General features: G+C 62.0%; 24 protein-coding genes and 4 pseudogenes. 8 read left to right on the forward strand and 20 right to left on the reverse strand.

Annotated features, from left to right (window positions below):
- Window positions 1–14 precede the first annotated feature (14 nt).
- The 4 genes from NCR38_RS21205 to NCR38_RS21220 all read left to right on the forward strand — a co-directional run bounded on the left by NCR38_RS21205 (window position 15) and on the right by NCR38_RS21220 (window position 3156).
- Complete coding sequence (locus NCR38_RS21205) at window positions 15–845, forward strand: alpha/beta fold hydrolase (RefSeq protein WP_061121465.1); 831 nt, start codon at window positions 15–17, stop codon at window positions 843–845.
- A 15-nt stretch (window positions 846–860) separates the two neighbouring features.
- Window positions 861–1901, forward strand: a complete 1041-nt coding sequence (locus NCR38_RS21210; RefSeq protein WP_250477564.1) for a 2,5-dihydroxypyridine 5,6-dioxygenase — start codon at window positions 861–863, stop codon at window positions 1899–1901.
- Window positions 1898–2509: an N-carbamoylsarcosine amidohydrolase gene (locus tag NCR38_RS21215; protein WP_061121424.1), complete on the forward strand. Its 612-nt coding sequence runs from the start codon at window positions 1898–1900 to the stop codon at window positions 2507–2509. Before NCR38_RS21210 ends, NCR38_RS21215 begins: the two co-directional genes overlap by 4 nt.
- A gap of 404 nt (window positions 2510–2913) precedes the next feature.
- Window positions 2914–3156, forward strand: a complete 243-nt coding sequence (locus NCR38_RS21220; RefSeq protein ID WP_061121423.1) for a hypothetical protein — start codon at window positions 2914–2916, stop codon at window positions 3154–3156.
- 166 nt (window positions 3157–3322) lie between these two features.
- Here the strand turns inward: NCR38_RS21220 and NCR38_RS21230 are convergent, their stop codons facing one another.
- The 12 genes from NCR38_RS21230 to NCR38_RS21285 form a co-directional block, all read right to left on the reverse strand.
- Window positions 3323–6523 (reverse strand): EAL domain-containing protein, encoded by a 3201-nt coding sequence (locus NCR38_RS21230; protein WP_250477565.1) that lies wholly within the window; start codon window positions 6521–6523, stop codon window positions 3323–3325.
- A gap of 238 nt (window positions 6524–6761) precedes the next feature.
- Complete coding sequence (locus tag NCR38_RS21235) at window positions 6762–7754, reverse strand: GlxA family transcriptional regulator (RefSeq protein ID WP_061119072.1); 993 nt, start codon at window positions 7752–7754, stop codon at window positions 6762–6764.
- The gene (locus tag NCR38_RS21240) at window positions 7751–8536 is read right to left on the reverse strand and encodes a CbtA family protein (RefSeq protein WP_061119071.1); all 786 of its coding nucleotides are present in this window, start codon (window positions 8534–8536) and stop codon (window positions 7751–7753) included. Before NCR38_RS21240 ends, NCR38_RS21235 begins: the two co-directional genes overlap by 4 nt.
- 13 nt (window positions 8537–8549) lie before the next feature.
- Complete coding sequence (locus NCR38_RS21245) at window positions 8550–8759, reverse strand: CbtB domain-containing protein (RefSeq protein ID WP_061119070.1); 210 nt, start codon at window positions 8757–8759, stop codon at window positions 8550–8552.
- 29 nt (window positions 8760–8788) lie between these two features.
- Complete coding sequence (locus NCR38_RS21250; protein ID WP_061119069.1) at window positions 8789–9124, reverse strand: nitrile hydratase accessory protein; 336 nt, start codon at window positions 9122–9124, stop codon at window positions 8789–8791.
- A 10-nt stretch (window positions 9125–9134) separates the two neighbouring features.
- Window positions 9135–9758 carry a nitrile hydratase subunit alpha gene (nthA, locus tag NCR38_RS21255; RefSeq protein ID WP_061119068.1) on the reverse strand — a complete coding sequence of 208 codons (624 nt, stop codon included), beginning with the start codon at window positions 9756–9758 and terminating at the stop codon, window positions 9135–9137.
- A 31-nt stretch (window positions 9759–9789) separates the two neighbouring features.
- Window positions 9790–10533, reverse strand: coding sequence for a nitrile hydratase subunit beta (gene nthB / locus NCR38_RS21260; protein ID WP_061119067.1), 744 nt, complete (start codon window positions 10531–10533; stop codon window positions 9790–9792).
- Between the two features lie 28 nt (window positions 10534–10561).
- Window positions 10562–11065, reverse strand: a complete 504-nt coding sequence (locus NCR38_RS21265) for a DUF1097 domain-containing protein (protein ID WP_061119066.1) — start codon at window positions 11063–11065, stop codon at window positions 10562–10564.
- 34 nt (window positions 11066–11099) lie between these two features.
- On the reverse strand, window positions 11100–12068 hold the full coding sequence (locus NCR38_RS21270) for a GTP-binding protein (RefSeq protein WP_061119065.1): 969 nt from the start codon (window positions 12066–12068) through the stop codon (window positions 11100–11102).
- Window positions 12069–12556: 488 nt separating this feature from the next.
- Window positions 12557–13807, reverse strand: coding sequence for an acetamidase/formamidase family protein (locus NCR38_RS21275; protein ID WP_061119064.1), 1251 nt, complete (start codon window positions 13805–13807; stop codon window positions 12557–12559).
- A gap of 39 nt (window positions 13808–13846) precedes the next feature.
- Complete coding sequence (locus NCR38_RS21280; protein ID WP_061119063.1) at window positions 13847–15427, reverse strand: amino acid ABC transporter permease/ATP-binding protein; 1581 nt, start codon at window positions 15425–15427, stop codon at window positions 13847–13849.
- 17 nt (window positions 15428–15444) lie between these two features.
- Window positions 15445–16326: an ABC transporter substrate-binding protein gene (locus tag NCR38_RS21285; RefSeq protein WP_061119099.1), complete on the reverse strand. Its 882-nt coding sequence runs from the start codon at window positions 16324–16326 to the stop codon at window positions 15445–15447.
- Between the two features lie 290 nt (window positions 16327–16616).
- Here NCR38_RS21285 and NCR38_RS21290 point away from each other — a divergent pair, with 290 nt between their 5' ends.
- Window positions 16617–18974: an acetamidase/formamidase family protein gene (locus NCR38_RS21290; protein WP_061119098.1), complete on the forward strand. Its 2358-nt coding sequence runs from the start codon at window positions 16617–16619 to the stop codon at window positions 18972–18974.
- Window positions 18975–19053: 79 nt separating this feature from the next.
- Here the strand turns inward: NCR38_RS21290 and NCR38_RS21295 are convergent.
- From NCR38_RS21295 to NCR38_RS21305, 3 genes and pseudogenes are all read right to left on the reverse strand, one after another.
- Window positions 19054–19193, reverse strand: a pseudogene (locus tag NCR38_RS21295) (diguanylate cyclase); the annotation flags it as partial.
- A gap of 719 nt (window positions 19194–19912) precedes the next feature.
- Window positions 19913–20562 (reverse strand): annotated as a pseudogene (locus NCR38_RS21300) (fumarylacetoacetate hydrolase family protein); the annotation flags it as partial.
- A 286-nt stretch (window positions 20563–20848) separates the two neighbouring features.
- Window positions 20849–21754 (reverse strand): LysR family transcriptional regulator, encoded by a 906-nt coding sequence (locus NCR38_RS21305; protein WP_061119097.1) that lies wholly within the window; start codon window positions 21752–21754, stop codon window positions 20849–20851.
- A gap of 219 nt (window positions 21755–21973) precedes the next feature.
- Here NCR38_RS21305 and NCR38_RS21310 point away from each other — a divergent pair, with 219 nt between their 5' ends.
- The 3 genes and pseudogenes from NCR38_RS21310 (at window position 21974) to NCR38_RS21320 (ending at window position 23919) form a co-directional block, all read left to right on the forward strand.
- Window positions 21974–23374 (forward strand): MFS transporter, encoded by a 1401-nt coding sequence (locus NCR38_RS21310; RefSeq protein WP_061119096.1) that lies wholly within the window; start codon window positions 21974–21976, stop codon window positions 23372–23374.
- A gap of 49 nt (window positions 23375–23423) precedes the next feature.
- Window positions 23424–23672: pseudogene (locus NCR38_RS21315) on the forward strand (shikimate dehydrogenase); the annotation flags it as partial.
- Window positions 23673–23736: 64 nt separating this feature from the next.
- Entirely contained in the window at window positions 23737–23919 is a 183-nt protein-coding gene (locus NCR38_RS21320) for a hypothetical protein (RefSeq protein WP_061119061.1), read from the forward strand.
- Window positions 23920–24049: 130 nt separating this feature from the next.
- On the opposite strand, the gene NCR38_RS21325 is transcribed toward NCR38_RS21320, so the two are convergent.
- From NCR38_RS21325 to NCR38_RS21345, 5 genes and pseudogenes are all read right to left on the reverse strand, one after another.
- On the reverse strand, window positions 24050–24157 hold the full coding sequence (locus NCR38_RS21325; protein WP_250477566.1) for a tautomerase family protein: 108 nt from the start codon (window positions 24155–24157) through the stop codon (window positions 24050–24052).
- A gap of 16 nt (window positions 24158–24173) precedes the next feature.
- Window positions 24174–24377, reverse strand: coding sequence for a hypothetical protein (locus NCR38_RS21330; RefSeq protein ID WP_061119059.1), 204 nt, complete (start codon window positions 24375–24377; stop codon window positions 24174–24176).
- 200 nt (window positions 24378–24577) lie between these two features.
- Window positions 24578–25015, reverse strand: coding sequence for a type II 3-dehydroquinate dehydratase (gene aroQ, locus NCR38_RS21335; RefSeq protein ID WP_061119058.1), 438 nt, complete (start codon window positions 25013–25015; stop codon window positions 24578–24580).
- 35 nt (window positions 25016–25050) lie between these two features.
- Window positions 25051–25479 (reverse strand): annotated as a pseudogene (locus NCR38_RS21340) (Gfo/Idh/MocA family oxidoreductase); the annotation flags it as partial.
- A 59-nt stretch (window positions 25480–25538) separates the two neighbouring features.
- The gene (locus NCR38_RS21345) at window positions 25539–26858 is read right to left on the reverse strand and encodes an MFS transporter (RefSeq protein WP_061119057.1); all 1320 of its coding nucleotides are present in this window, start codon (window positions 26856–26858) and stop codon (window positions 25539–25541) included.
- Window positions 26859–26878 lie beyond the last annotated feature (20 nt).

The following is a 26878-nucleotide window of genomic DNA, read 5'->3' on the forward strand; positions in this document are numbered from 1 at the left end:
GCGAGGGCGCAGCGATGCAATCGACGTTTTTGTACGGCGCGAATGTCAACGCGAACGGCATACGCCAGCATTATCTGCGCTATGGCGGGGCGAGCGGCCCGCGCATGGAGCGCGATGCGGTCGTGATCGTGCCGGGCATCACGAGTCCCGCGGTCACATGGGGTTTCGTCGGCGAGCGGCTCGGCAGGCACTTCGACACGTATGTGCTGGATGTGCGGGGCCGCGGCTTGTCGAGCGCATCGCCGGAACTGGATTACAGCCTCGACGCGCAAGCCGGCGACCTGCTCGCTTTCATCGACGCAATCGGGCTCGGGCGCGCGAGCGTGCTCGGGCACTCGATGGGCGCGCGCATCGCCTTGCGCGCGGCGGCACGCTCGCAACGCGGCACGCTCGCGCGGCTGGCGCTCGTCGATCCGCCCGTGTCGGGTCCGGGACGACGGGCGTATCCGTCGGCGTTGCCGTGGTATGTGGATTCGATCGCGCTTGCACGCAATGGGCTCGATGTCGAAGGCATGCGCCGCTTTTGCCCGACGTGGACGGAAGAGCAACTGCGCCTGCGCGCCGAATGGCTGCATACCTGCGACGAACGCGCCATCCGCACGAGCTTCGAAGGTTTCCATACCGACGACGTTCACGCCGACATGCGGCACGTGAAGCAGCCCGCGCTGCTGATGGCGGCGGGCCGTGGAGACGTGATCCGCAGCGAGGACATCGACGAGATTCGCGGTTTGCTGCCGCACGTCGAAGTCGTCAAGGTGCCGGAGGCCGGCCACATGATTCCGTGGGACGACGAGGAAGGCTTCTATCGGGCCTTCGGTTCGTTCTTCGGCGCAGCGCTCGAATAACCATCGCACATCATCATGCCAATTAGCGACTACCAACTTGTCGAAGCCTGGAAGCAGGTGCTCACGCTCTCGCGGCTCGAACCGCGGCAGACCGTGACCATTTTGACCGGCGCGGCGACGCATCCGCAAACGCTCGCGTGCGCGTTGATCGCGACGCAGTCGATGGGCGCGGTCGTCAACCGGCTCGACTTGCCGCCCGTCAACGGCGAGAAGGCGCTGAGCCGCGACGCCCTCGCCTATCTCGGCGAAACGCCGCTCACCGGCAACCGCGCGGCGATCGCGGCGCTCAAGGCGAGCGACCTCGTGCTCGATCTGATGACGTTGCTTTTCTCGCCCGAACAGCACGACATCCTCGCGTCGGGCACGAAGATTCTGCTCGCTGTCGAGCCGCCGGAAGTGCTGGTCCGCATGACGCCGACGCCCAATGACCGAACGCGGGTTCTCGCTGCGGCGAAGCGGATCGAAGCGTCGCGCGAAATGCGCGTGACGTCGAAAGCCGGTACGGATCTGACTTGTCCGATGGGCGAGTTTCCGGCGATCGCCGAATACGGTTTCGTCGATGAACCCGGCCGCTGGGATCACTGGCCAAGCGGATTCGCGCTGACTTTCCCGAACGAAGGCGGCGCGAACCGGCGCATCGTGATCGATCGCGGCGACATTCTCTTGCCCCAGAAAACCTATTGCGCCGAGCCGATCGTGCTGACGGTCGAAGCCGGTTATGCGCGCGAGATCGAAGGCGGCGTCGACGCCGACCTGCTGCGCGAATACATGGAAACCTTCGATGACCCCGAGGCCTACGCGATCTCGCACATCGGCTGGGGCCTGCAGAAGCGCGCACATTGGTCCACGCTCGGCCTGTACGACCGTGAAGCGACACTGGGCATGGACGCCCGCGCGTTCGACGGCAATTTTCTGTTCTCCCTCGGGCCGAACAACGAAGGCGGCGGCAAGCGCACGACCGCCTGCCATATCGACATTCCGTTGCGACGCTGCACCGTCTCGCTCGATGGCGTGGACGTCGTGCGCGACGGTAAAACCGTGGAGGATGAACAATGAACGACGCCGTCTATGCACGTCAGGGCTTCGGGCAAACGCTGGAAATCACAGGCCCGATCGGGCTGTTGATCATCGACTTCGTGAACGGTTTCGCCGATCCGGCGGTGTTCGGCGGCGGCAACATTCCCGAAGCGATCGAGAACACCGTGCCGCTGCTGAAGGCGGCGCGCGAAATGAAATGGCCGGTGGCGCATAGCCGCATCGTCTACGCGGACGATGATTCCGATGCCAACGTGTTCTCGCTCAAGGTGCCGGGCATGCTGACGCTCAAGGAAGACACCCCGGCAAGCGCGATCGTGCCGCAGCTTGCGCCTGCACGCAGCGAACTCGTCGTGCGCAAGAACGTGCCATCAGCGTTCTTCGGGACATCGCTGGCGGCGTGGCTTGCGATGCGGGGCGTGTCCACGCTCGTCGTCGCGGGATGCGTGACCAGCGGCTGTGTACGCGCAAGCGTCGTCGACGCGATGCAGTACGGATTCCGTCCTGTGGTGCTGTCGGACTGTGTGGGAGATCGCGCGCTCGAGCCGCACGAGGCCAATCTCTTCGACATGCGGCAGAAATACGCTGCAGTGATGACGTCAGCGGAACTGCTGGCGTCCGTTCGCTGAAGGGCGGCGTTCGACGGCACCGGGCTACGCGAGTTAAACAATGGTCCGGTCTGCGCGAAGTTGCCCTGACCGTTGCGCTCTGCACCTGATATGCAGCGCGACTTCCCAGCCCTTCGGCAACCGTTGACTGAGGCGAACCGTCATTGCGCCGCCGGCTTCCGCCAAGCGGCGAGGTAGCAGCACTGATACCAATAGCCGTATTCCTTGAAATGCGAAGCCGGCCGCGTTGACTAAACCGAGACAGAAAAGAAGCCCACCGATAGGCTCGGGCGGCCGGGTTTCCCAAAAAGACGCAGAGTTGAATTCGCGCCGCAGGAAGTCGCGCCCTAGCGCTTCGCCCCGGAAGAAACTGCAGACCCGAGCCGCAGACGTGGCGGGTTCAACCCTTTGCGCCTGACCGAGGGATGAGTTTTTCCGACCTCAAGGAAACCGGCATGCGTATTGCGCAACGTCACCATCGCCCGAAACGATCTGACGGAGAACACATCATGCGACTGCTTACGACAAAAGACGGCCTGCCGCGGCTGTCGTGGGGTTCCATCATCGCTGGAGTGATCCTTTCGATGATTGTCTATCTGATCATGAGTGCGCTCGGCACAGCCATCGGTGCATCACTGCTGGCGCCGTTGTCGAAACCAGACCCGTGACCCGCCGAAAAAAGCCGACGAACCTTTCCTGCGCGTAAGTCCGCATATCCTCGCCGACGGCCTCCGACTGCATAGCTGCACGCTCTACACTGATGCTCAACAGTTCTACGAAGCGCCGGCCTTGTTGAATAGCTAGTCGGGACTCGCATGTGGCGATGGGATCGCCTCAAGCCGGCGAAGCATCGAGCGCCTCGTCTTGCCGCGCCCTGTTCCACAGCACTAGTTCTTCGGCTGGGATCGCCGGTGCGAACAGGAAGCCCTGCAACTCATCGCAGCCGATCTTGCGCAATACCTGCGCTTGATGGCCGGTTTCCACACCTTCGGCCACCACGCGCAAACCAAGCTCATGCCCAAGATCGACGATCGCCTTGACGATGGCAAGATCAGCGGACGCGTCGAGCATGTCTCGCACGAACGCGCGGTCGATCTTCAGACGGTCGAGCGGAAACCGGTTCAGATAGCTGAGACTCGAGTAGCCGGTGCCAAAGTCGTCGAGCGAGAGCTTGACGCCTAGCCCGCGAATGGCGTGAATGGCTTGCGCGTAGTGTTCGGCGCCATCCATGAGAACCGTCTCGGTGATTTCGAGTTCCAAGCAATGCGGCGGTACGCCATGCGCGAGCAGACTCTTGCCAAGCGCCGCAACGAGTTCCGGCTCGCGTAGCTGGATCGCCGAAATGTTGACAGACGCGCGTATTTCGAGGCCCTCTTCGTCGCGCCAGGCGGCGAGCTGTCGGCATGCTTCCTCGATCACCCACGCGCCAATGGAAACGATGAGGCGCGTGTCCTCCGCCACCGGGATAAACACCGCCGGACCGATTTCACCCAGTACCGCGCTCTTCCAGCGCAGCAGTCCTTCGACGCTCGCGAGCGCACCGGACCGCGCTTCGAGGCACGGCTGCCACTCGAGCCGCAACTCGCTGAGATCAATAGCCGTGCGCAAACCCGTTTCCAGCGCGAGCCGATGACGCGCCTGTTCGGCCATGTCGGCCGCGAAAAACTTGACCTGATTTCGTCCGGCAGACTTGGCCTGATACATCGCGGCGTCGGCGTTCTGCATCAATGTATCGATGTCTTCGCCATCATCCGGGTACAGTGCGACGCCGATGCTGCTTGCAACCTGCAGTGTCAACCCGCTCACTTCATGCGCTTCGCGAAGCAGCGGGAGTAGCCGCTGTGCGATGCTGCGCGCCACTTCGCTCGCGTGACCGACTCCGTTGAGCAGTACCGTGAACTCGTCTCCGCCCAGGCGGCTCACGGTGTCGTGGGTGCCGACCGCATTGAGCAGGCGTCGCGACACGGACCGCAACAAGCCGTCACCGATGTGATGCCCGAGCGAATCGTTGATGTTCTTGAAACGGTCGAGATCGATGAACAGCACCGCGACGCGCTGCCGCGTTCGCTGCGCTGCTGCAATGGCGACCCCGAGTTTCGCGGCAAAGAGTGCACGGTTGGGCAGTTCGGTGAGCACGTCGTGCTGCGCGAGAAACTGAATGCGCGCTTCGCTCTTCTTGCGGTCCGTGATGTCGATAAGCGTGCAGATGTAATGCGATACGGTGCCGCGCTTGTCGTGTACTGCGCTGATCATGAGCCACGCCGGATAGTCACCGCCCTCGCGGCGGCTTATTTGCGCCTCCCCGTGCCACGTACTGCTGCGCCCGACGCGTTGCAGGAGGTTACCCAGCGGGCCGTTTTCGTCGTCCTGCGTCTGCGTGTCGATGAAGGCCGGCGGCTTGCCCGCCACGTCGTCCATCCGATAGCCAGTTGCGCGAAAGAACGAAGGATTCGCGGTGAGCAGATGCGCCTCGGCGTTCAGGATGACGATCGCCTCGGACGATGCCTCGAATACCTTGCCCCACAGTTCCAGCCGCTGCTCCATGAGCTTGATCTGATTGATCGGCGTGAAGGCGGTGAGAATGGCGTCGCGTCCCTGGAAGTCGAGACGGCGCGCAGACAGCATCGCCCAGCTCGGCTGAGAGGTGGCTTTCCAGTGAACTTCGAATTCGTCGATGGCTTCGCGGTCGGAAAGTTGCTGAAAAAAGCGCGCGCGGGTGGCGGAGTCGAGGCCCTGAGCCCACGGGTCGGTGCTGCTTCCATTGAGCCAGAAGAGTCCTGGAGCATTGGCGTGCAATACCTCGTGGCCGGGAATAGCGGTGACTACCATCGGCACGGGCGTGGCTTCCACGAGCGCTGATTGCGCGGCTGACGCGCGGGCGGTCGCCGCCAATTCCTTCTGCACGACGCGTTCGCGGTCCAGCTGCGCAAGCATTTCGTTGAAGCCGCGCACGAGTTGGCCGATCTCGTCCTGACTGTCCCAGTCGGCGCGCTTCGTGTGATCGCCGGTACGGCGCACCACATCCATTACGCGCGCGAGTTTGCGTAGCGGCGACGAAATCTGCTGCGCGACGCAATAAACTAGCGTAAGGATGGCGCACAGCAGGAAAAGCGCCGTCCCCAAATGCAGCCACATGCGCGAAAACAGGGCGTGCACGCGCGCATGCAGCAGGCCGTCGAGCTGCTCGCCGGTATCGCGCCAGAGGTCGTCTACGCTTTGAACCAGCGCTTGCTGCGCGCTGTCGACGATCATCAGCACCGCTGCATCCGGCGCCACGTTGTCGTCCACCACCACCCGCGCCGCATGCCTGAATGCCTCGACGGCAGTGCGCATACGATCGAACGACGGGGTGAGCGTGCGCTCGAATTGACGATTGGCCGCCCCCGCCTCGGCGTAGTCCGACCGCAAACCCTGCATGACGCCGTCGAGTTGCCCTTCGAGGACCAGATAGCGCGAACGCACTTCCTCTCGCGAGCGCGCGTGAACGCCGTTGTGCAGATGGCGGCCGATGCTGTTCACCGCGGTCAGCAGTGCGGGATAACGCAAGATCGAGAGCGACATCGCGTAGTAGCTGTCGAGATCCGGGTCGAGAATCAGGTTCGACTGATTACCGATGCGCGTTATCAAATCGCGGGAGGCGGTCAGCGCCTGGTCCGTCGACGCGATCCTGAGTTCACGCTCGTGCGCCATCGTCTGCAGAGCGGTCCGCAGCGCGTTGCTGGGCTCTGCGCTTCCCATCTGCGCGCCGTATTGCTGCTCGGCACGAACGAGCCTGTCGACCTCTGCATCGAGTTGCGCCGCCGTCGGCGGTTTGCCCGCGCCCGCCATTGCGATGGACGTGATGCTATGTTCCACCTCGTGAACATACGCGTTGCCGACAATCTCCTTGTTTGAAAAATCAATCGCCAGATACTTTTCGTGAATCAGAATCCCGCTGATGTAGATCACCGCGCTCAGATCAAGCAGGTAGATGAGCAGCAACTTGTGCCCCACGCGCAAACGCGCGAGCAGCTTGAAGAAAGGATTCCGTTTCATGGGCGAGACGTTTGCAAGCGTGCGAGAAAAGTCATGCAGGCGGGCGCTCGCAGGGCAGCGAATGGCCGCCGGCGATCGCGTTCGCCCACCTATCTATTACGCCTCTTACGGCTCGCCAAAATTAACCTTTAATTAAAGTTTTAATGCGCCGATTAGCCCCGAAGAAGTGCATGGCCATGCACGCGTTTAGTGCCAGAAAAGTCAATCTCAGCGCATCATCCCGGCATGGCGAGACACATCAAACCGCACTAAGCGACTCTTGCTTGTTCCTCGATCTGAACCGGTTGCGATAATCGACCGGACTAATCTGCAGACGGCGCAGGAACGTACGGCGAAATTTGTCGGTGTCCTCGAAGCCGCATCGGTGTGCGATGACTCTCAGCGGCAAGTCCGTGGCTTCCAGGTAGCGCCGCGCGGCATCGATGCGCGCATTGGCGAGATAAGTCATCGGCGTGATGCCGCAATCCTTTGCGAAGATACGCGAGAGATTGCGCGCGCTCATATGCACGCGTTCGGCGAGCGACGCTACCGTATGATCCACATGCAGGTTATCCAGCATGAATTGCTGGACCTCGATAGTCTGCGAACCCGGCGAAGCCTGCGTTTCCAGCAGCGGACTGAACTGGGACTGCCCGCCCGAGCGCCGCAGATAGACGATCAGATACTTGGCGACATCGAGCGCCATTTGCCGACCGAAGTCGTCTTCGATCATCGCGAGCGACAGGTCGATGCCCGCCGTGACACCGGCCGTCGTGTAGATGCTGCCGTCGCGAACGAAGATATGATCCGGCTCGATGCGCGCCTTCGGAAAAGTGCTGGCGAGCCGGGGCACGTCCATCCAGTGAGTCGTCACCAGTTTGTTGTCGAGCAGCCCCGCCGAGCCGAGGGCGAACAACCCGTTGCAGATAGCGGACACGCGGCGGCACTGCCGATGCTGCGCGCGCAGCCAGTTGCTCAGCGCCGGATCGTCGAAGGCGTCGAAGATGCCGAGCCCGCCCGGCACGATGATGGTGTCGAACTCCGGGCAGGGATCGAAGATCGTACGATCCGGCACGGTCGTCAGGCCGCTCGACGATTGGACCGTGCCGCGCGTCGTGCCGACCATCATCATTTCGTACTCGCACTCGCCTCCGCTCAGCACCTTGACTTCGGCGAACGCATCCTTCGGCCCGGCGATGTCGAGCAGTTGAAATCCAGGAAAGACGAGCATTCCGACCTTGATGCGTTTCATCGCGGATATCCGGATCCTCTGAGAACAGGCTTGTTCATGGGCATGCCTCGACGCGCGCGCGCTGCGCCGGGCAGCGCCATGCGTTCTGCCGCCACACCGAATGCCGCGCCGATGACCGTCCAGATAATCGCCTGCATGCCGATCGACGCCACCCGGAACTGCCACAGCAACGTGGCGGGAAACTCGGCGGGCACTTCGTCGATAGCCGGCAACAGCGCGAGCATCGCAGCAGTCATGATCGCGAAAGCCAGCAGACCGGCGAGCGTCGCGTCGGCATCGCCCCATTTGCGCGACAGCGCTTGGCGCAAAGCTATCGACAGCAGTGTAATGGCGACGGAAATCCCCATGCAGAAAAAATAAAGCGCGGTGCGAATGCCGATGGTTTCCGGGGCGCCCACCGAAGGCGGATTCGGCGGGTATTTCAGCGCCGGCAGCACCACCAAGGCGGCGAAAGCCGCGAGCGCAAGGCATGCCGCAAGCGGCCGCGCGCCCATGCTTCCCGCGCGTCCCCACGCATAGGCAAAGCACAACGCAAAGAGGCCACCGAATGCAGCGCCGTACGCGAGTACGCCGGTCAGCAAGCCCACGCCGGCTTGCGTTTCACGACTGACGATTTCAGGCTCGGGCGCATCTCCTGCGTGAGCGTGCTCGTGTGCTTCATGGGCCTCGAAAGCGATCGCGCGTTCGACCTGCGGCTCGCCCGCCACTCGCGCGAAGCAGAACGCCAGCAGTCCCGCGATGAGGCCCACGAGCATGCCGCGCATCAACAGTTTGCCGACCATCGTCGTCTCCTCGTCAGTGGCAGGGGAAGCCCAACAGATGGCGTCCGTCATGCACGAACTCGTGAATGGCGGTGCCCTGAAAGATCGCGGTAGCACCCTGCTCCGCGCCGACGAAATACAGCGCCAGCAGCATCAGCAATCCGCCAAAGATCATCCACGGCAGCAGTTCGCGCAGCGGAATCGGTTCGAACGTGTCAGTGGAATGCAGGACAGCTTGATTCATGAAGTACCTCCGGAAGAGTCAGAAAAATGTCAGCGGCTGCGCGCCGCGACGATAGCTTCGATCTCTCGGCGCGACAGCACGCCGCTCGTCTCGACCACGTTCAGCAGCGCTTCGAGAAAACGTTCGTAGTAGTCCCAGCGCGGCTGATTCGCGCATTCGATTGCTTCCCACTTCGCGATGGACGCGATCAGGCTCTGGCGAAAGTCCTCCCACTCGAAACATCCCGCCTTCGATAGCGAGAGCGCGAGGCCGAACACATCGCGCTCCCAGCGATTGGTGAACAGCAGCTTGCCGTCGAGACGCGGCGGCGAATCCGGTGCGCCGAGCATCGACGCGGCAGCGTATTCTTCGAAACGCGTGAACATGACACGCTCCTCAGGCTGCGGGCGCTTCGACGAGTGCAACGCCCATCATCGACTCGGGCGTAACGAGCGCGGCGAGTTCTTCCTCACTCAGATGCTCCGTGTTTGCGGGGCGCTCGGGCACCACGAACCAGCGAATCTGCGCGCTGCTGTCCCACACCTTCACCTCCTTCGTGGCGGGCACCTGTACGCCGAATTCCTGCAAGACGGCGCGCGGTTCGCGCACGCCGCGCGCGCGAAATACCGGGTCCTTGTACCAATACGGCGGCAAGCCGAGCACCGGCCACGGATAACACGAACACAGCGTGCAGATGATCAGGTTATGCACGTTCGCATCGTTCGCGACCGCGGCCATATGCTCGCCTTCCGCGCCCGTCATGCCGAGTGGAAGCGAGAGTTCGGCAATCGCCTTCGGCGTGTCCTCGACGAGACGCCTCGCGTATTGCGGATCGACCCATGCGCGCGCGACGATCTTCGCGCCGTTGAACGGGCCGGCCATCGTCTCGAAGTGTTTGAGCACGACATCGACGGAGTCGGTGGCAATCACGCCTTTTTCGATCAGCAAGGCTTCCAGCGCACGCACTTTGGCGGCGCTCGATGCTTCGCGGTCGTCGGAAAATTCGAAGAGTTGGCTCATGGGTTCGCTCGTGGTTGGCTTGTATTCGAGTTCATTCGGCTGCCTGCACGTAGGCTTCGTACAGGTCGGCGTAAATGGTCGTGTTCGGCTCGCTTTTGCCGGCGCCCCAGATCGACGCGGCGTCGAAGGCAACGCGATATACAGGCATCGGCGCGCCGATACCGTCCGCGCCCGTCGAGACGAAATAGGAGAACGCGCCGGGATAGACGAGATCCACCACGCCGGTCTTGTTGCGCAGATACCCCGGCAAGCGCGTGTGGTCCACCGCTTCGGGATCGGCAATACGCACGACATCGCCAGCTCGAAAGCGCGCCGCGCCGTCGAGCGCGTGATAGCCCGAGTCGCCGTTCTGCAGATAGGCGTCAATCTGCGCGGCGAGTTCGGCATTGGGGCGATCGGGTAAAGGCGCGTCCGGGTGCGCGCTGTAGTGGGCGGTTTTCTCTGCGAGTTCCTCCGCCGACACATACCCCTGATCGACGAAGAACTGAGTGATGCCGCCGAGCCATTTCTCGTAGTAGCGATATTTGAAGTACTCGAACGGCTGCATGTCTTCGGCGCCGGTGCGCAGCGAGGCCCAGGTCCAGTTGCTTTTGAAGGCGGTGGGCAGCGTATCGACCGGATAGCGATGCGGCGCGTCCGACAGATGCGCACTCTCCGCCATCATGACCGTATGAATGCCGAAGATGCGCTTTTCCCATGGCTCGACGAATACGCGCTTTTCAGTGCTGACCGGCCCCAGATTTTCGATGCCGCCAAGATGATGTTGTAGCTTCACGTTGTGCTCCGCTTGAATAGGAACGGTCTCATCCGAGCCGATGCTCGCGTCTGAATTGCAGGGCTTCGCCGACGACTTCCGAGACGAAGCCGAAGACTGCGCCGGTAACGAGCGCGGCGGCCGCGATCAGCGCCGGATTGCCGATGCCCGCCGTCGTGATCGCCTTGCCTGTGGCCACCATCGTGCCGACGGTCGAGGCGAAGCCCCAGACGATCGCAGGCAAGACGTCGAGCAATTTGATCTTGGATGCCTGAACCATCGCCGCGCTGCCGATGCCAACCAGCACCGCCACCGCGATCGCGCCGCCGCTCGTCGTCGCAATGCAGAGCAAGGTAAGCGAAGCGATCACGAGTCCCGTGAGATTCGACGCCACGCTCTTGACGAAGCCCGCGCGCCCGCCGCCGAGCACGAAGAACGACGCCCAGGCGATGAACGTCACCCAGACGGGAACCGGAAAGATCGTGCCGGTGAGCCATGTATCGACGACCGCCAATACGCCGATGCTCACCGTGTATGCCTCTGGCTTTTTCATGCGTAGCTCCTTGAAGAAGAAATGAATGAAGGCTTCAGTTCATGCAACTCAGAAGTCCATCGCGCATTCGCGCGGCGTCGATGTTGCGGCCAATCATCACGAAACGGCTCTCTCGTGTTTCGTCGCGCATCCACGCACGGCCGAACGTGGTGTCGAGCAACATATGCACGCTATGAAAATGCAGGCGTCGCGGTTCGTCGTGCATGTTGAGCACGCCTTTCATGCGAAGAAGCTGTGTGCCTTGCGTTTGCACGAGCTGATTGATCCACCGGTTGAAACGCGTCGCATCGATGCCACCGGGCACCACGATCGCGCACGATGCAATGCTGTCGTCGTGTTCGTGATCGTGGCTGTCTTCGTCGAGCAGTTTCGGCTCGATGGCAAGCAGGTTGTCGACCGAAAAGCTCCGCGTGCCGAAAAGCGCATGCGCGTCGATCCTGGAACGCTGCGCGTACTCGATGCGTGCAGTCGGATTGAGCCGGCGAATCCCGGCGACGAGCGCATCGACGGCATCGGACGAAACGAGATCGGTCTTGTTGACGACGATGCGGTCCGCGAACACCACTTGCTCCCGCGCGATATCGTCATGAAGCTGGGCCCGCGCGTGCATCGCATCGACCACGGCGACGACCGATTCCAGTTCCACGCGCTCGCGCAGGTCGGGATCGGCGAGAAAGGTCTGTAGCACCGGCGCGGGATCGGCGAGGCCCGACGTTTCGATGATGAGCCGCTCCAGGCGATCGCCGAAGCGCATCAACATGTCGCGCACGCTGGCGACGAGATCGGTGCGGACCGTGCAGCAGACGCAGCCGTTGTTGATCTCGATCACGGCGCGTTCATCGGCGACGATCAACTGGCCGTCGATACCGACTTCGCCGAATTCGTTCACGACGATGCCGATCTGCATCGGCCGCGTGGATTCGAGCAGATGATTCACGAGTGTCGTCTTGCCGGCTCCAAGGAAACCGGTAATGACGGTGGCAGGCACTTTGGCGGGTCGCATGAGGGCATCCTTCGCGTGCGTCGATTAGGAACGCCTACCCTTTAGCGGCTTCCGTTCCGGTTTCCCGCGCGTGGCCGCAATCGGGCGATACTTGGCGCGGCGTGCCTGACCGCATGTCCGTTGTCTTCCAAAGTGACACGGACGGACAAAAGCGCAGTTAAGGCGACGAAACAGATTGGTGCGCGACGCGCATCGCCGAAGTGCAGGCGATGCCCTCTTCTCGCCCGCCGACACGAGCGGACGCGACCAGCCAGTCCCTTCGTGAGAGATTCGTGAACGTTATGGATAGATGGACAGGCCGCTCGTCTCAGTTATGCAAGCGATGCGGCAACGACGTGACGCCGCGCAGGTGGTTGCGCGTTCAGCGCCAAGGCATCCAGTGCGTGCTTGACTCGACCAATCAAGTCGCCGGATTGACAGGGGAGGTATCGGAGGTCCTGAATCGCGCCGATCAACGCTTTATCCGTTCGATCTCAACCTGACGAAGATCAACTCTTCTTGTAGTTCGCAAACACGTCCTTGCGGATCGAACCATGTACGCCCCAGTTCGCGTCGACCACCTGCGTCACGCCGAAGTCCGCCGCTACCGACATCAGCGCAATGGCTTCGTCTTCGCTCAAACCATGCACCGTCATCAGGAAGCGGCGTAGCTTGCGAAAGGCGTCGCGCATGGCTTTGTCGAGGCTCGCATGCTGCGCCACTTCTACCTGCGCGCTAGTCCCGAGTTCGGCCAGATAGTTGGGGAACGTGAAGCCATACACCGACCATTGCTGATCTGTCTCGAGCAGCGGATGCGTGAGCCCTTCGAGCAGCGTGCCTTCGAGGTCCGCTTTCTTATGCAGGATGAATTCGAAGTCCCCCGTCAAGGATGTTTCGATCGCCGTGCCGCCTAGCTCGCTGTCGCCCTGCGCGGCGTGCGGGTCGCCCACGGAGAAGAGCGCGCCCTCGACCGCCACCGGGTAATACATGGTCGCGCCCCGGCCGATGCGCCAGTCATCGATGTTGCCGCCCGTGTAGCTCGGCGGAATGGAACTGACATAGTCCGCTTCGGCGGGCGCGACGCCCATGGTGCCGAAATGCAGTCGCGCCGGCACGCGGATATCCGGCAAGATGTTTTCGCGCTTCGTCACGAGCCGGTGATCCACCTGCACGCCGGGATAATCGATAGTCGCATGCACGATGCCATCCGGGTCGGTCTGCGGCGTCCACACATAGTTGTAGACCGCGCGCGCATACGGTTCGCCGGAAGTATCGAGTTCGAAGATGGTCACCACTTCGCGCGGCTTCGGCTCCTCGATCAGATCGTGATACTGAAAGCCCCACGACGCGGCCACGTTCGAGCCGAAGCACTTGCCTGCATGACACGCGCTGCAACTGGGCCGCGGCCTGACATCGAGGATGCGCACTTCGAGCACGTCGCCAGGTTCGGCGCCTTCGATTGCCACCGGACCGGTCAGCAGATGCACGCCCACGCCTTCGCCAGCGCCCAGGCGGAACGGTCCTTCGGTCGGACCCGCGCCGCGCCGCGAAACGGCCTTGTGCTCGCGCGTCCATTCGAACACGCTTTGCGCGCCCGGATCGCCCGCGATCATGCGCTCGTGGTCGTCGTTGGCGTGATGCGTCAGCGTTTCGATGGTGGCGCGGTCGCCCGACTTGAGCGTGAGGCGCGGTTCTACCCGTTTGCTGAAGTATCCCCAATGCACGGTGGATGATGAAACGGGCAGCGTGTAATGCTTCATTGAATCGTCCTTGGCAAGTGGGTGTCTTATCGATGTGATTCAGTGCACGGTTTCGAGCGTGCTGCCCGCGCCCATCACGTTGAGAAAGCGCGCCGTCAACGGATGATGCGGCTGCGTCAAAACCTGATGCGCGGATCCGTCCTCCACGACGGTCCCGCCGCTCAGGAACACGACGCGGTCGGCCACTTCATCGGCGAAGCGCAACTGATGCGTCGAAATGATCATCGTCAGGCCATCGTCGAGCGCGAGGCGGCGGATCACTTCGAGCACTTCGCCCACGAGTTCAGGATCGAGCGCGGAAGTCGGCTCGTCGAGAAGCAGCACGCGCGGATTCGGCGCCAGCGCACGCGCAATCGCCACGCGTTGTTGCTGGCCGCCGGACAGATGACGCGGCAGAGCATCGGCGCGATGCGCGAGGCCCACGCGTTCGAGCAGGGCATCCGCGCGTCGGTTGGCATCGGCGAGCGTCGCGCCATGCACCCAGACGAGCGGCAATGCAATGTTCTCGCGCGCCGTCAGATGGCCGAAAAGATTGAACTGCTGGAACACCATGGCGACGCCAAGACTCGCGCGCTCCTTCGCAAGCTCGCGCGGATTCATGCGCCGCCCGTCATCGCGAAAGCCGAGACGACGTCCGCCCACGCGTATCTCGCCTTGTTCCCACTGTTCCAGATGATTGATGCAGCGAAGCAGCGTGCTCTTGCCCGAGCCGCTCGGTCCGAGCAACGCGACGACTTCGCCGGAGCGGATGTTTAGATCGAAGCCATTGAGCACCGGCTGCTCGCCGTAATGCTTGTGTACGCCGTTTATCTGCACGGCGGTACTGTTACGAGACAGCGCGTCGTAACGGCGTGCGCGGTCGCCGGGTGTGACGGGCGCCGGGACGAAGACAGGTGGCAGATCGGTCGGGCCTGCGGGCGTCGGTACAGGCGCGCTCCGGCGTCGTCCCCAGAAGCCGCCGCGCGTGCTGGCGCGGTCCAGATCGAGCGCGCGTTCGATCATCAGCTGAATAGCGGCAATCGCGCCCGTCAGACACAAATACAAGAGACCCGACGCAAAGAAGATCGAAAAGAAGTCGAACGTCGACGATGCAAGCTGCGTGCTGCGCAAGGTCAGCTCACCCACAGAGATAACCGAAGCCAGCGAAGAGTTCTTCAACGCGCTGACGGTTTCGTTGCCGAGCGCGGGAATCATCGAGCGAAGGGCCTGCGGCGCGATGATCCGGCGCATCAACACGGAAGGCGTCATGCCGAGCGCCTGCCCCGCGAGCGTCTGTCCGCGATCCACGCCGAGCACGCCCGAGCGGAATATCTCCGCGATGAAAGGCGCTTCGTTCGCGGCGAGCGCGAGGCCCGCCGCGCCGATGGCGCTCAGCTTGATGCCGATATGCGGCAGGGCGTCGTAGGCGAACACGAGTTGCAGAATCAGCGGCGTGCCGCGAAAAATCACCGTATAGCCGCGCGCGATGGCCGCGAGCGGTCCGATTCGGCTCAGTTGCATGGCGGCAAGGACGAGTCCCAGCACGAGCCCGCCCGCGAGTCCGAGCAAGGTGACGGCGATCGTGAAGCGGATGCCGTCGAGCAGATAAGGCAGGCCGAGATAGTGAAGGAACAGGTCCATAGCCGATGCTTCCGCGCTTACTTCGCAACGACGAGTTGCGGCGTCGCGAGATTCTCGACGCCGAGGCTCCACTTCTTGAGTAGCCCGGACTGCGCGCCGCTCTTCTGAATGGCGACGAGCGCGGCCATCACGGCATCGCGGAAATCGGGCTTGTCCTTCGGCACGCCGATGCCCACGAAGTACGGCAAGGTCACGGCGGTCGCTTTCTCCAGCTTGTCCGGATACGCCTTCACCGCCTGGTCGACCGTGTTCACGTCGTTGATGTACGTATCGGCGCGGCCCGCGAGAATGGCCTGGATGCAGTTGGCGTTGTTGTCGTAAAGCTGCACGGTGGCTTCGGGCTTGCCGGCCGCCTTGCATTGCGGCGCCAGCGCCTGAATCAGCGGCACTTCCACATAGCCCGTGTTTTCGGCGGCGGTCGTGCCGCACATCGACGTGTTGATGCCGGTGATCTTCTTCGGATTGCCCTTGGCGACGAGTACGCCGTCGAACACCTTCGAGTACGTGATGAAGTCCGCGGCCTTGGCGCGCTCCTCGGTCGCGTAGATATCGGAGATAACGATATCGGCCTGACCGCTCTGCAAGGTCGTGAGCAGCGCGGCGAAGGTCACGGGCTTGTAGGCAATCGTGAAGCCGAGGCATTGCGCGATCAACTCGCCCAGATCGATATCGAAGCCGATGTACTTGCTCGGATCGTTCGGGTCGAGCGCTTCATAGCCCGGCGTATGTGGGTTGATCGCATTGGTGAGTGTCTTGCCCTTGAACTGCGGGTACTTCGCCTGCAACGCGCTGCATTCTGCGGGCGCGGCGGCGTGCGCCTGTCCCGCGAAGGCGAACAACACCGCGCACAGCGCGCCAAATCCTGCGCGAGATAACCGGCCCACGAGATTCCTTTGCATCGATACGCTCCTGACGGCTGACGACGATTGACTTGCGATGCCCAGAGCGTAGGCGACCGAAATCTCGCGAACTTGACTGGCTGCGCACAACTGCTGGTATTGGCGTGCACGCTCATCCAAGAACGCATGACGCAGCGCGTCGCGTGATGCGCGCAAGTGCAGGCGTGCGCCGCGATGGCGCATGTATGCACTGTCTTTGATACGCGACGCACCCGGCGCCGTAAGCAGCGCGATGGCGTGAAGGTTGCTTTTGGAATGCTTTTCCTGCTTCGCCTATCGTGGAGTTTTCGTTGAACCTGTCGCGCTTCACCACCGAGTCGTATCCCGAGTTCGAACGCCGTCATGAATGGAACGCGGCGCTCGCACGTCTCGGATGGCGCAGCAAGATCGAAGGCGGCGAACGCGGTCTGCACGGCACGCTGACCTCGCGCCTGTCGGCGGGCGGGATCGAATTCACGACCATCGCCTCGGCCGCGCAGACGCTGCAGATGAGCGCGGATCATGCGGACAGTCTCATGCTCGTGCTGCTGATCGATGGCGACGCCACGCTCATCGCCGATGGTCTGCGCGAGCGAGTGAGCCCGCATGACATCGTGTATGCAGCGCCGGGACAGAGCGCGTCACTGGTTTTCGCGGGACGCTTTCGCGCGTTCATCGTGCGGGCGCCTAAGAGCGCCATCAACGCGCGTGTCATCTCGCCGCTCTCGTTGCGCGTGGCGTTGCTGCCGGGCGCGACGGGCATCGGCCACATCTTCTCGGGCTTTCTGCGTTCGGTCGTGGAAAGCCTCGAAACGCTGAGCGCGCAGGAGTTGCGTCCCACCGAACTCGCGCTCGCCGAAATGCTCGTGGCCTGTCTTGCCGGACAGGAACGCAAAGGTTCGTTCAACGGGCTGACGCCGCCGCAGTCGGCGTTGTTCGCGCGCCTGTGCCGCTTTATCGAAACGCATCTCGCCGATTCAGCCCTGAGCGTGACCTCGCTCGCCAAAGACGAACGCGTGTCGCCGCGTTACGTGCAGAAGCTGTTCGAACTCGCCGGACAGAGTTTCTCGACTTATGTGCGCTCGCGCCGCCTCGAACGCTGCCGCGCGGAACTGGCCGATCCGCTCTCGGAGAAAGTCTCCATATCCGACATCTGCTTTCGCTGGGGCTTCAACGATCCGGCGCACTTCAGCCGCGTGTTCCGCGAGCGTTATGGCGCATCGCCCCGCACGTTCCGGCACGAAGCGAACCTGGAACTCGCGCGCCATCTCGTGCATTCGCTATCGCGCGGGCTGCCGGTGAACGCCGCGAGTCTGGTCGCGCAAGCGCGCAGTGAAGAGACGGGCGACACGCTCGTCGCCGTGCGCGAAGAAAGCGATGCCGTGCAAGCGCGGCCCGCGCGGACGGGCGGCAGGCCGCGGCATCATTTGCTGCGGGCAACGGCGAACACGGTGCACTGGGGCTATTTCAGCCACGATCTCAAGCCCGTGCTCGAAGTCGCGAGCGGCGATACGGTGACGGTCGAAGCGCTCACGCAGCATGCGTCGGATGACTGGGACCGCATGATCGCGGGCGATCCCGGCGCGGAGAGCGTGTTCCACTGGACACCCGAACGCAAGAACGTCGACCGTCGCGGCGCGGGCCCGATGAACGCCTCCATCTATGGACGCGGCGCGGGCGAAGGCTTCGGCGTGCATATCTGCACCGGGCCGATTGCGGTGACGGGCGCGGAACCGGGCGATGTGCTCGAAGTGCGCATCGTCGATATTCATCCTCGCCGCTGCACGAATCCGAAGTTCCACGGCCGCGCGTTCGGCAGCAACGTTGCGGCGTGGTGGGGCTTTCATTATCGCGAGCTGCTCACCGAACCGAAGCCGCGCGAAGTCGTAACCATCTACGAGATCCACACGGACGAAGCGCGCGACGACAGCGCCTATGCGCGCGCCGTCTACAACTATCGCTGGACGCCGCAGCGCGATCCCTTCGGCGTGCTGCATCCGATCATCGATTATCCCGGCGTGCCGGTGGACCACGCGAGCGTGGTCGAGAATCACGACGTGCTGAGGAACGTGACCATTCCCGTGCGACCGCACTTCGGCGTGATCGGCGTGGCGCCGCAGCAGAACGGTCTGATCGATTCGATTCCGCCTTCGGCCTTCGGCGGCAATCTCGACAACTGGCGCGTGGGCCCGGGCGCAAGCGTGTTTCTGCCGGTCGGCGTGGCCGGCGCGCTCTTGTCAATCGGTGACCCGCACGCGTCGCAAGGAGATTCCGAGTTGTGCGGCACGGCCATCGAATGCTCGCTCACCGGCGACTTCGAACTGATCCTGCACAAGAAGTCCACGCTTGCCTCGCAGTCGTTCGCGGACCTCACCTATCCGCTTGTCGAAACCGCCGATGAATGGGTGCTGCACGGCTTCAGCCATCCCGACTATCTGGCCGAATTCGGCACCAGCGCGCAAAGCGAGGTCTATCAGAAGTCCACGCTGGATCAGGCCATGCGCGATGCCTTCATCAAGACGCGGCGGTTTCTGATGTCCACCAAGGGACTCACCGAAGACGAAGCCATCTCGCTGATGTCGGTGGCGGTGGACTTCGGCGTCACGCAAGTCGTCGATGGCAACTGGGGCGTGCACGCGATCATCCGCAAGGCGTTGTTCACGGATTAAGCGCGGACTCGCGCTTCTTGCAGGCCCGGCTTCTACCCGACACAGCCACGGTTTCCAGCATGAGACTACGTCACCGCGTTCATCTAACCTCGACACGATTACGCCCCGCCGCCTTCGCGTGATACAACGCCGGTCCGCGCGCCGCATGAGCGCATTCACGTCGCGCTCACCGGCCTCGCGTGTCGCCACGCCGATGCTCACCGTGAAAGGAATCGCCTTCGGTCCCACATCAGCGCTTTCTGGATCTCGGAGTAATAAATTCTCGGTCGCTGCTTGATATGCAACACCTCCGCTGCTCACGCAGATTCTAGGTGTTGCATCGACCGGTTGAATCCGCCCGCCGACTACAGCCAGATACCAGCCGGCGGCAGACCGGGAGCCGGCTACCACATGGCCAACGGCTGTCATTAAGCCCTCGGAAGGCGTTCACGGGTCGTTCTACAACGGAACGCTGTCAACGGCCTTGTCGCTCGACACAGATATCCCAGCTCACCAGCGGGCGAAATGCCGATGCGCAAACGTATCGAACGATACGCGTGCTGGCCCCATTCGCATGCGTGATCGACCACGTGCGCTGCCCGGTGAGCCTAATACTCCGATCCAACGTCGGGTAGCCGACTGCCGACAGTCGGGCGCTCCCCTTCCCGGCGCGACGCCTCATGTGGAGCATCCGCCGCAGCCCGATCGGCGGCTTCTGATGTACTTGTCGATTGCAATTCGATTTCCACGGCGCCTTGTGGCCCGGCGGCTGGCGACGCGGCAAAGGGAGATAGTCGGAGAAGGCCGGCAGTAGTCCAGTACGCGGGACCTTACAAGCAGGCGAGTTTCCAGACCTCTTCGTCACAAGTTGCAAACGGCAAGGCTTGGCAAGGTGCCTGCTTGAGCCGCTATCGACATGCTCGTGCAGGCGGCCAGCGAAAAAACGCGGAGAGTTTTCATCATTTGCTGGCCCCCGTCGCCGCTGCGCCCGCCGACTTCGGCCCCACGCGGAACTCGAACCCAGCTATCCCCTCAACACCGCCCGAACAACATCACCGGGATGCAGCGGACCGACACCAGCGGGAGTGCCCGAGAATATGATGTCGCCCGGTTTCAAAGCTACCGACTGCGAAACGTACCTCACGATGTCAGCGACCGGCCAGACCATTTCGCTTAGATCGCTCTCTTGCTTAACCTCACCATTGACGGCGAGCCAGATCCGACCGGTCGTTGGGTGACCGATTTGACTCACAGGGCGAAGCTGCGTAACCGGAGCGGACGCATCAAACCCTTTCGCCCAGTCCCACGGCCGGCGTTGTGCCTTGGCTTGCGCCTGAAGGTCTCGGCGCGTCAAATCGACGCCGACTGCATAGCCCCATACATGTGTAAGTGCCTGCTCTGTCCTTATCTCGAACCCCTCTTTTCCGATCGCAGTCACCATCTCGATATCGAACTGAAAATCCGACGTGAGCGGTGGGTACGGCACAACACCTGTAGCGTCAATCCCGGCGTCCGCAGGTTTCTGAAAAAAGAACGGCGGCTCTTTGTCCGGGTTGCCACCCATTTCTCTAGCATGCTCCGCGTAGTTCCGTCCTACGCAGAACACGCGGGTTGACTAATGCACGCCCCACGCCCCTTTGCCGGTACAGCCCCAGGCTGCGGGCTGCCGCTTTGTGTGAGGTGATCTGACCGCCGAACCCCGGCCGAAAGAAGTACCGCCCCATGTCGATGCTTTCGCACACGAGCCTACGGGGATGCCCACAGGAGCTCGCAAAAATTGGTGCGCGGTTGAAAGTGTGGTTCTCTTTCGGCTGCGTGGCGCGACGACGGCACCGCGCTAGCGAACCTCTTTCCTAAACCGAATTGCTCTTCGACCGAACCGTTGCGTTCAAAGCCTAATTCATGCTCAGAAATAGATCGGCCACGACCGAGCGCAGCCAGCGATTACCCGCCTCGTGATGGTATTTCGCGTGCCAATGCTGGCGCACTGCGAACTTATCAACCGGAAACGGACACGTATGGGCGGTTAAGTCGTTCACCCTCGCCAGCGTTTCACCAATGTTGCGCGGCAAGGTGGCAATGAGGTCGGTGGACTTGACGATCGATCCAAGCCCGAGCATCCCAGGAAGCTCAAGCACAACATCACGCTCAATGTCCTCGCGCAGAAGGGCCTGCTCTAACAGTTGCGTGCCCGTTCCTGCGGCAATGATGACGTGCCCCTCGCTGCGATACTGTTTGAGAGTCAATCTTGCACGTATACGTGGATGGCTCGGATTGACCAGGCAGACCCAGTCCTGCATGTAGAGCTGTTGTTGAAACATACCGCTTCCGAGCCACGGGACATACCCGATTGCCAGATCGGCTTCGCCCGATTCGAGCGCGCGTTCCGTGTTGCCGTCAATTCGCGCGGCCTCCAGCCGGATGCCCGGCGCTTGTGCACGTACGTGCGCAAGCATTCGCGGAAGCAGCGTGATGTGACTCGCATCGGTCATGCAAATGCGAAACCGCCGCTTCGCTGTCATCGGATCGAACGAAAAATCCCACGCGGAAAACCGACGCAACGACTCCAGGATTTCCCGACATGGCCCGATCAGCGCGTCCGCCTGCGGCGTAGGCGTCATGCCGCCTGGCGTGCGGACAAACAGCGGATCCTGTAGATGATCGCGCAGGCGCGCAAGCCAGATGCTGACTGTTGGCTGAGCCTGTCCCAACTGCTCGGCTGCGCGGGTGACGCTGCGAACGTCGTACAGCAAATCGAAAAGCTGAAGCAACTTGAGATCAGGCAACTCAGAGGTAGTCACGGTGGTCATTGTTCGACGCAATGTCCCTATTGTAATCATTGCATTGCAAGGGCGAAAGCAACTGCGTATCTTGATTTTGGATTTGAGTGGTCGAACGCGTTGCAACCGCCAGACCATGTCACCAGAGACGCAGCCGACGATGCTGCTCCAGTTAAGTCGAATCAGGAGACGTTCATGGAACAAGGACTGCCACGTCAAGGCGGGGTGAACGACGGGCTCATGGATGAGCGAGCCCGAAAGCAGGCACGCAAGGCGAGAGCCAGCGGATGGATCGGGTCCGCCTTGGAGTACTACGATTTCTTCATTTACGCGCAGGCTGCCGCACTGATTTTTCCTCAGATCTTTTTCCCTAAAGGTGATCCCAAGATTGCAATCGTCGCCTCGCTCGCGACGTACGGGGTGGGCTACGTGGCACGCCCCATCGGCGCTTTCGTCCTGGGGCACTGGGGCGACACGCACGGTCGCAAGACTGTGCTGCTGATCTGCATGTTTCTCATGGGCGTTTCCACGATGGCCGTCGGCCTGTTGCCGACCTATCAATCGGTGGGCGTCCTTGCGCCGGCGCTCCTGGTGATTTTGCGGCTCGTTCAAGGCTTCGCGGTGGCAGGTGAAATCTCCGGCGCCAGTTCGATGATCATGGAGCAGGCACCATTCGGTCGGCGCGGCTACTTTGCGAGCTTCACGCTGCAGGGTGTGCAAGCCGGCCAGATTCTCGCGGCCGCCGTTTTCCTGCCGCTCGCTTACTACATGCCTGAGGACGCGTTTGTCGCGTGGGGCTGGCGCATTCCATTTCTGCTGAGTGCGGGCGTTCTGATTGCCGGCTTCGTTATTCGTCGTGAAGTCGATGAGACGGCTGCATTCACGAAGGAAGATGCCAGCGGCCAAGTTGCTCGTGCGCCGGTTCTCGAAGCATTCAAGTACAGCTGGCCCGACATGCTTCGTGTCGTGTGTATGGCTTTCATGAACGTGATCCCGGTCGTCACGACGATCTTCGGTGCCGCATATGCCGTGCAGCCTTCCTACGGAATCAACTTCCATGCAAGTGTGTATCTGTGGATCCCGGTGGTGGGGAACATCGTAGCGGTACTCGTCATCCCATTCGTCGGAAATCTCTCCGATCGCATTGGACGCCGCGTTCCGATCATTTTCGGTGCCCTTGCATCTGGCTTGCTGTCTTACGCGTATCTTTACGCGATCAGCATCCACAATCTTCCGGTCGCCTTCGTCATGTCGATCCTGATGTGGGGCGTGGTCTACCAGGGCTATAACGCGATCTTCCCGGGTTACTATCCGGAGCTGTTCCCAACACGCTTTCGCGTGTCCGCTATGGCAATCGCGCAGAACATCGGCACCACCATCACGGCCCTGCTTCCCGCGCTTTTCGCGGCCGTTGCTCCCCCTGGATCGCATAACGTTCCTATGCTGATCGGCTCCATCACACTCGGCGTCACGGTCATCTCGGCGCTGGCCGCATGGAGCGCACGGGAGACCTATCGCGTGCGTCTCAGCGATCTTGGCAAGAAGGATGCGGTGCCCATTCCAAAAGAGCAGTACGACCAGTTGCGCGAAGAGGCGCTAGACGAGGTGCGACTCGCAAAGGCGGCGATGCAGACCCGCTGACGCGTTGAGCGGGCACCTCAAACGCGGTGCCCGTCGCTGGTTTTGTTGTACATGCATGGGTATGAGCGAAGGCGATCCGCTTTCCTGTCGACGTCGAACGCATTTGACCCGTGACTTTCGTCGGCGAGGGGTGATGAAAACGGAGATGACCGCGTTTCTTAAGGCCGTACAGGGGCGTGGCTGCCGCTTTCAGGTCGGCTCGGACATGTTGTTCGAACAGATCCCTGCCTACCTCGAATTCTTCGGCTTCCCGACGACGACGCCCGACGTCCTGCGCTCGCTCGCCACGCTAAGCTGACCCATCTTCGACCATGATCACACCCCGTTTCGGCTGGTGTGGGCCTCGTCACCAGGCGCCGCTCATGCAGCAGGCGGGGCTTGACTATATCGAGGGTCAACTCGTGCCGCTGCGCATTGAGGACGACGCGGCGAAGGCAGGTGGCTACACCGGTTTGCTCAGCAGCGAGTGCGCTATCAAGGGCGATCCCGTGATCGGAATGCGCGAAAGCACGGCGTTCCTGCGCCGCGCGTGGGCTGCCGCATGAGGCTTCGCCCGCGAGAGGGCTCAGGACTTCGGCGGCGCGGCCGATCCCGCGGCGATCTGATCGGCGACAGTCCGCCCGCCACGGCCCCAAAGCTCCGGCGGGACCTCTTCGGCGACGACGCGAACGGCGTCTATGGGATATCCAGACTTTCTGACATGGCAAGCGATACGCTCTCGATCAGCTTGCGTTTCTTCTCGATGCTACGTCCTTCGAAAATCTTGATCAATGCGATAGGCATGATCCAACTCCTTTAGTCAGCCGGCCGCCTTTCCGGTAATCGGCGGTGCCGGCAGACGCGCTTCGCCGGGCTCGATCACGACGTGATGATCGAGTGAATGCCACGGACCGTCGATATCCGTCGCGGGCGCGGCGCCGGTTTCGTGCAGCAGGTAGCGACCGACGAGCGCATGCGTCACGCCGAACTTGCTGAGTTGCCCGAGTTCGCCACGACGGCGCAAGCCTGATGGAACTCGGCTTCGGTGAGCCGAACTTCCCCGCGCCAGATCGTGCAGATGACGGACCACCACCGACATGATTTCCCGGAAGCGCGCGTCGGGCGCATGCGCCAGATCGTCGAGCAGTGCGCGCGTGACGTCCTGTTCGTTGCCGATGATCAGCGCCGTCTCCGTATTCGACCCGCACCCGACGGCCTACGCTGTCAGGCCGCCGCCGCCACCGCCGCCCGCAGACCGAGGGAATAGCTTTCTATACCGAACCCGCAAATCTGCCCCTTGACGATTTCCGCGAACACCGAATGATGACGGAAAGCCTCACGTGCGTGGATGTTCGACATATGAATCTCCACGACGGGCACGGTCAGAATGGCGAGTGCGTCGCGGATGCCGTAACTGTAGTGCGTCCATGCACCCGCATTGATGAGCACGCCATCGACTTTATCGGTAAACGCCTGATGGATGCGTTCGCACATGTCGCCCTCGCTGTTGGTCTGATAGCTTTCGACCTTTACGCCAAGTTCAGTTCCGAGCGCCTGCAATTTTGCATCAATGTCGGCGAGCGTAGCCGTGCCGTACTGAACGGGATCTCGCTTGCCAAACATGTTGTGGTTGACGCCGTGCAGCATAAGAAACGTTTTCATTCTTCCATCCAATGTGGATTGCAGTCGATTAATGTTCAATCCAACGATGCCGCCTCGACAACTGCGCCTGTTTTCGCGGCTTTGACGATCGCTTCGGTGATGCGCAGATTCTGAAGACCATCGCGTGCAGTGACGATAGGTTTCGCTTCGCCGCGCACGACTCTGCCGAAGTGTTCCATCTGATGTTCAAGCGGGTCGTCTCGGGTCAGTTCGGCCACGCCGACATCGAAGGGCTTCCACCAGGACCGGTCCTCGGCCCGTCCGTATGTCTTGAGGCGCATCGTCGGAATTGAAAGCGAGCCGAACGTACCGGCAATCGCATAGCAGTCTTCATCGGCGTATGACGGATAGGCCTTGTTTTCCTGCGACGTCTGTTCCCAGCTGCGCGCGCTGGCGGCCGTGTCGGAGAGAAGAAACGTGCCGAGGGCGCCGTTTGCGAAACGAAGGTTGATGGCGACGGTATCCAATATGTTCGAGGCCGATATAACCGGCGCCTGCGACAGCAATGCGCGTCTTTGTCATGTCACTCTCCGTGACTTTCCGGGCCGGCATGGATCGCCCACATCGAGATCAGATTGAACACAATGCCGAGCGCGACGATCGGCCAGGTGGCGCCTGCTGTGTGCGCCTGGATCAGAGTCGCGGCGAACGGCGCGCTGCTGCCGATCACGACCGCGAGGTTATACGCCACGGCGGAACCGCGATAACGGAACTCCGTGGGAAACGCTTCGGCGAAATAGGCGGGCTGTACACCGGCGTGAAATTGCGCTGCGCACAGCAGAAACACGATGGCCAGGCCAATCAGCAGAACATGCCCGCTGAGGATCAGCGGGAAGAACACGATGAACGCGACAAGCATCGATCGTGAGCCGAGCAGCATGGCGCGTCGCCGTCCGATGCGGTCGCAAAGCGCGCCGCCGAAGCCCATCGCGACCATCGAGCAAAGATGCGCGACGATCAGAATTGCAAACGCAGTCTGCTTCGATATACCGAGTTTCCCTGTCACATAGGAGAGGATAAATACCGTCGCGATGAAGTACGCGATAGACACGGCGGCCCACACCATCATAAGACGCAGTATCGTGCCGCCATGCTTGCCGAAACCGGCGGTTGACTGCACGCGACCAGAACGCTTCTGCTTCATCTGCGCTTCGAACGCGGGTGTCTCCGAGATCCGCATGCGGATGAACAGGCCAATCGCTACCAGCAGGAAGCTGAAGAGAAACGGAATACGCCAGCCAAATCTCAGGAACTGTTCGTTCGTGACGATCGCGGCGACGCCGAAAAGAACCGCATTCGCCAATACTTGGGCGAGCGGCGAGCCCATCGCGATGAAGGAACTGTAAAAGCCGCGGCGGTTCTTCGGCGCGTGCTCCATCGTGAGCAACTGGCTGCCTGTGACCTCGCCCCCGAGCGCAAAGCCCTGCATGAAGCGCAGTACGACGAGCGCCACAGGAGCGTACACGCCAATCGACGCATAAGTGGGCAGCACGCCGATCAGGAACGAGCAAACGCCCATCAGCAGGAACGTAAACACGAGCATGTTGCGGCGGCCGACGCGATCGCCCAGCGCGCCGCAGATCAGACCGCCCAGCGGCCGAGCGACAAATCCCACCGAGAAAGTCGCAAAGGCGGCGAGCGTGGCCGTGGTCGTGTCGGTTGCGGAAAAGAAGAGCTGTGGCAGGACCGTTGCTGCAATGGCTCCGTAAGCGGCGAAATCCAGCCATTCGAGCGCAGAACCCGCGATGCTGCTCAGCGCTGCGCGGTTCGCCATCTGCTTGTCATCGGTATCCTGGGCCCGAACGGCGGCGTCGCCGTTCAGTGTGTGTTCTTGCGGCGTCAATTGCGTCTCCGGTAGATGTC

The sequence above is a fragment of the Caballeronia sp. INML1 genome, from assembly GCF_023631085.1.
GTDB lineage: Bacteria > Pseudomonadota > Gammaproteobacteria > Burkholderiales > Burkholderiaceae > Caballeronia > Caballeronia turbans.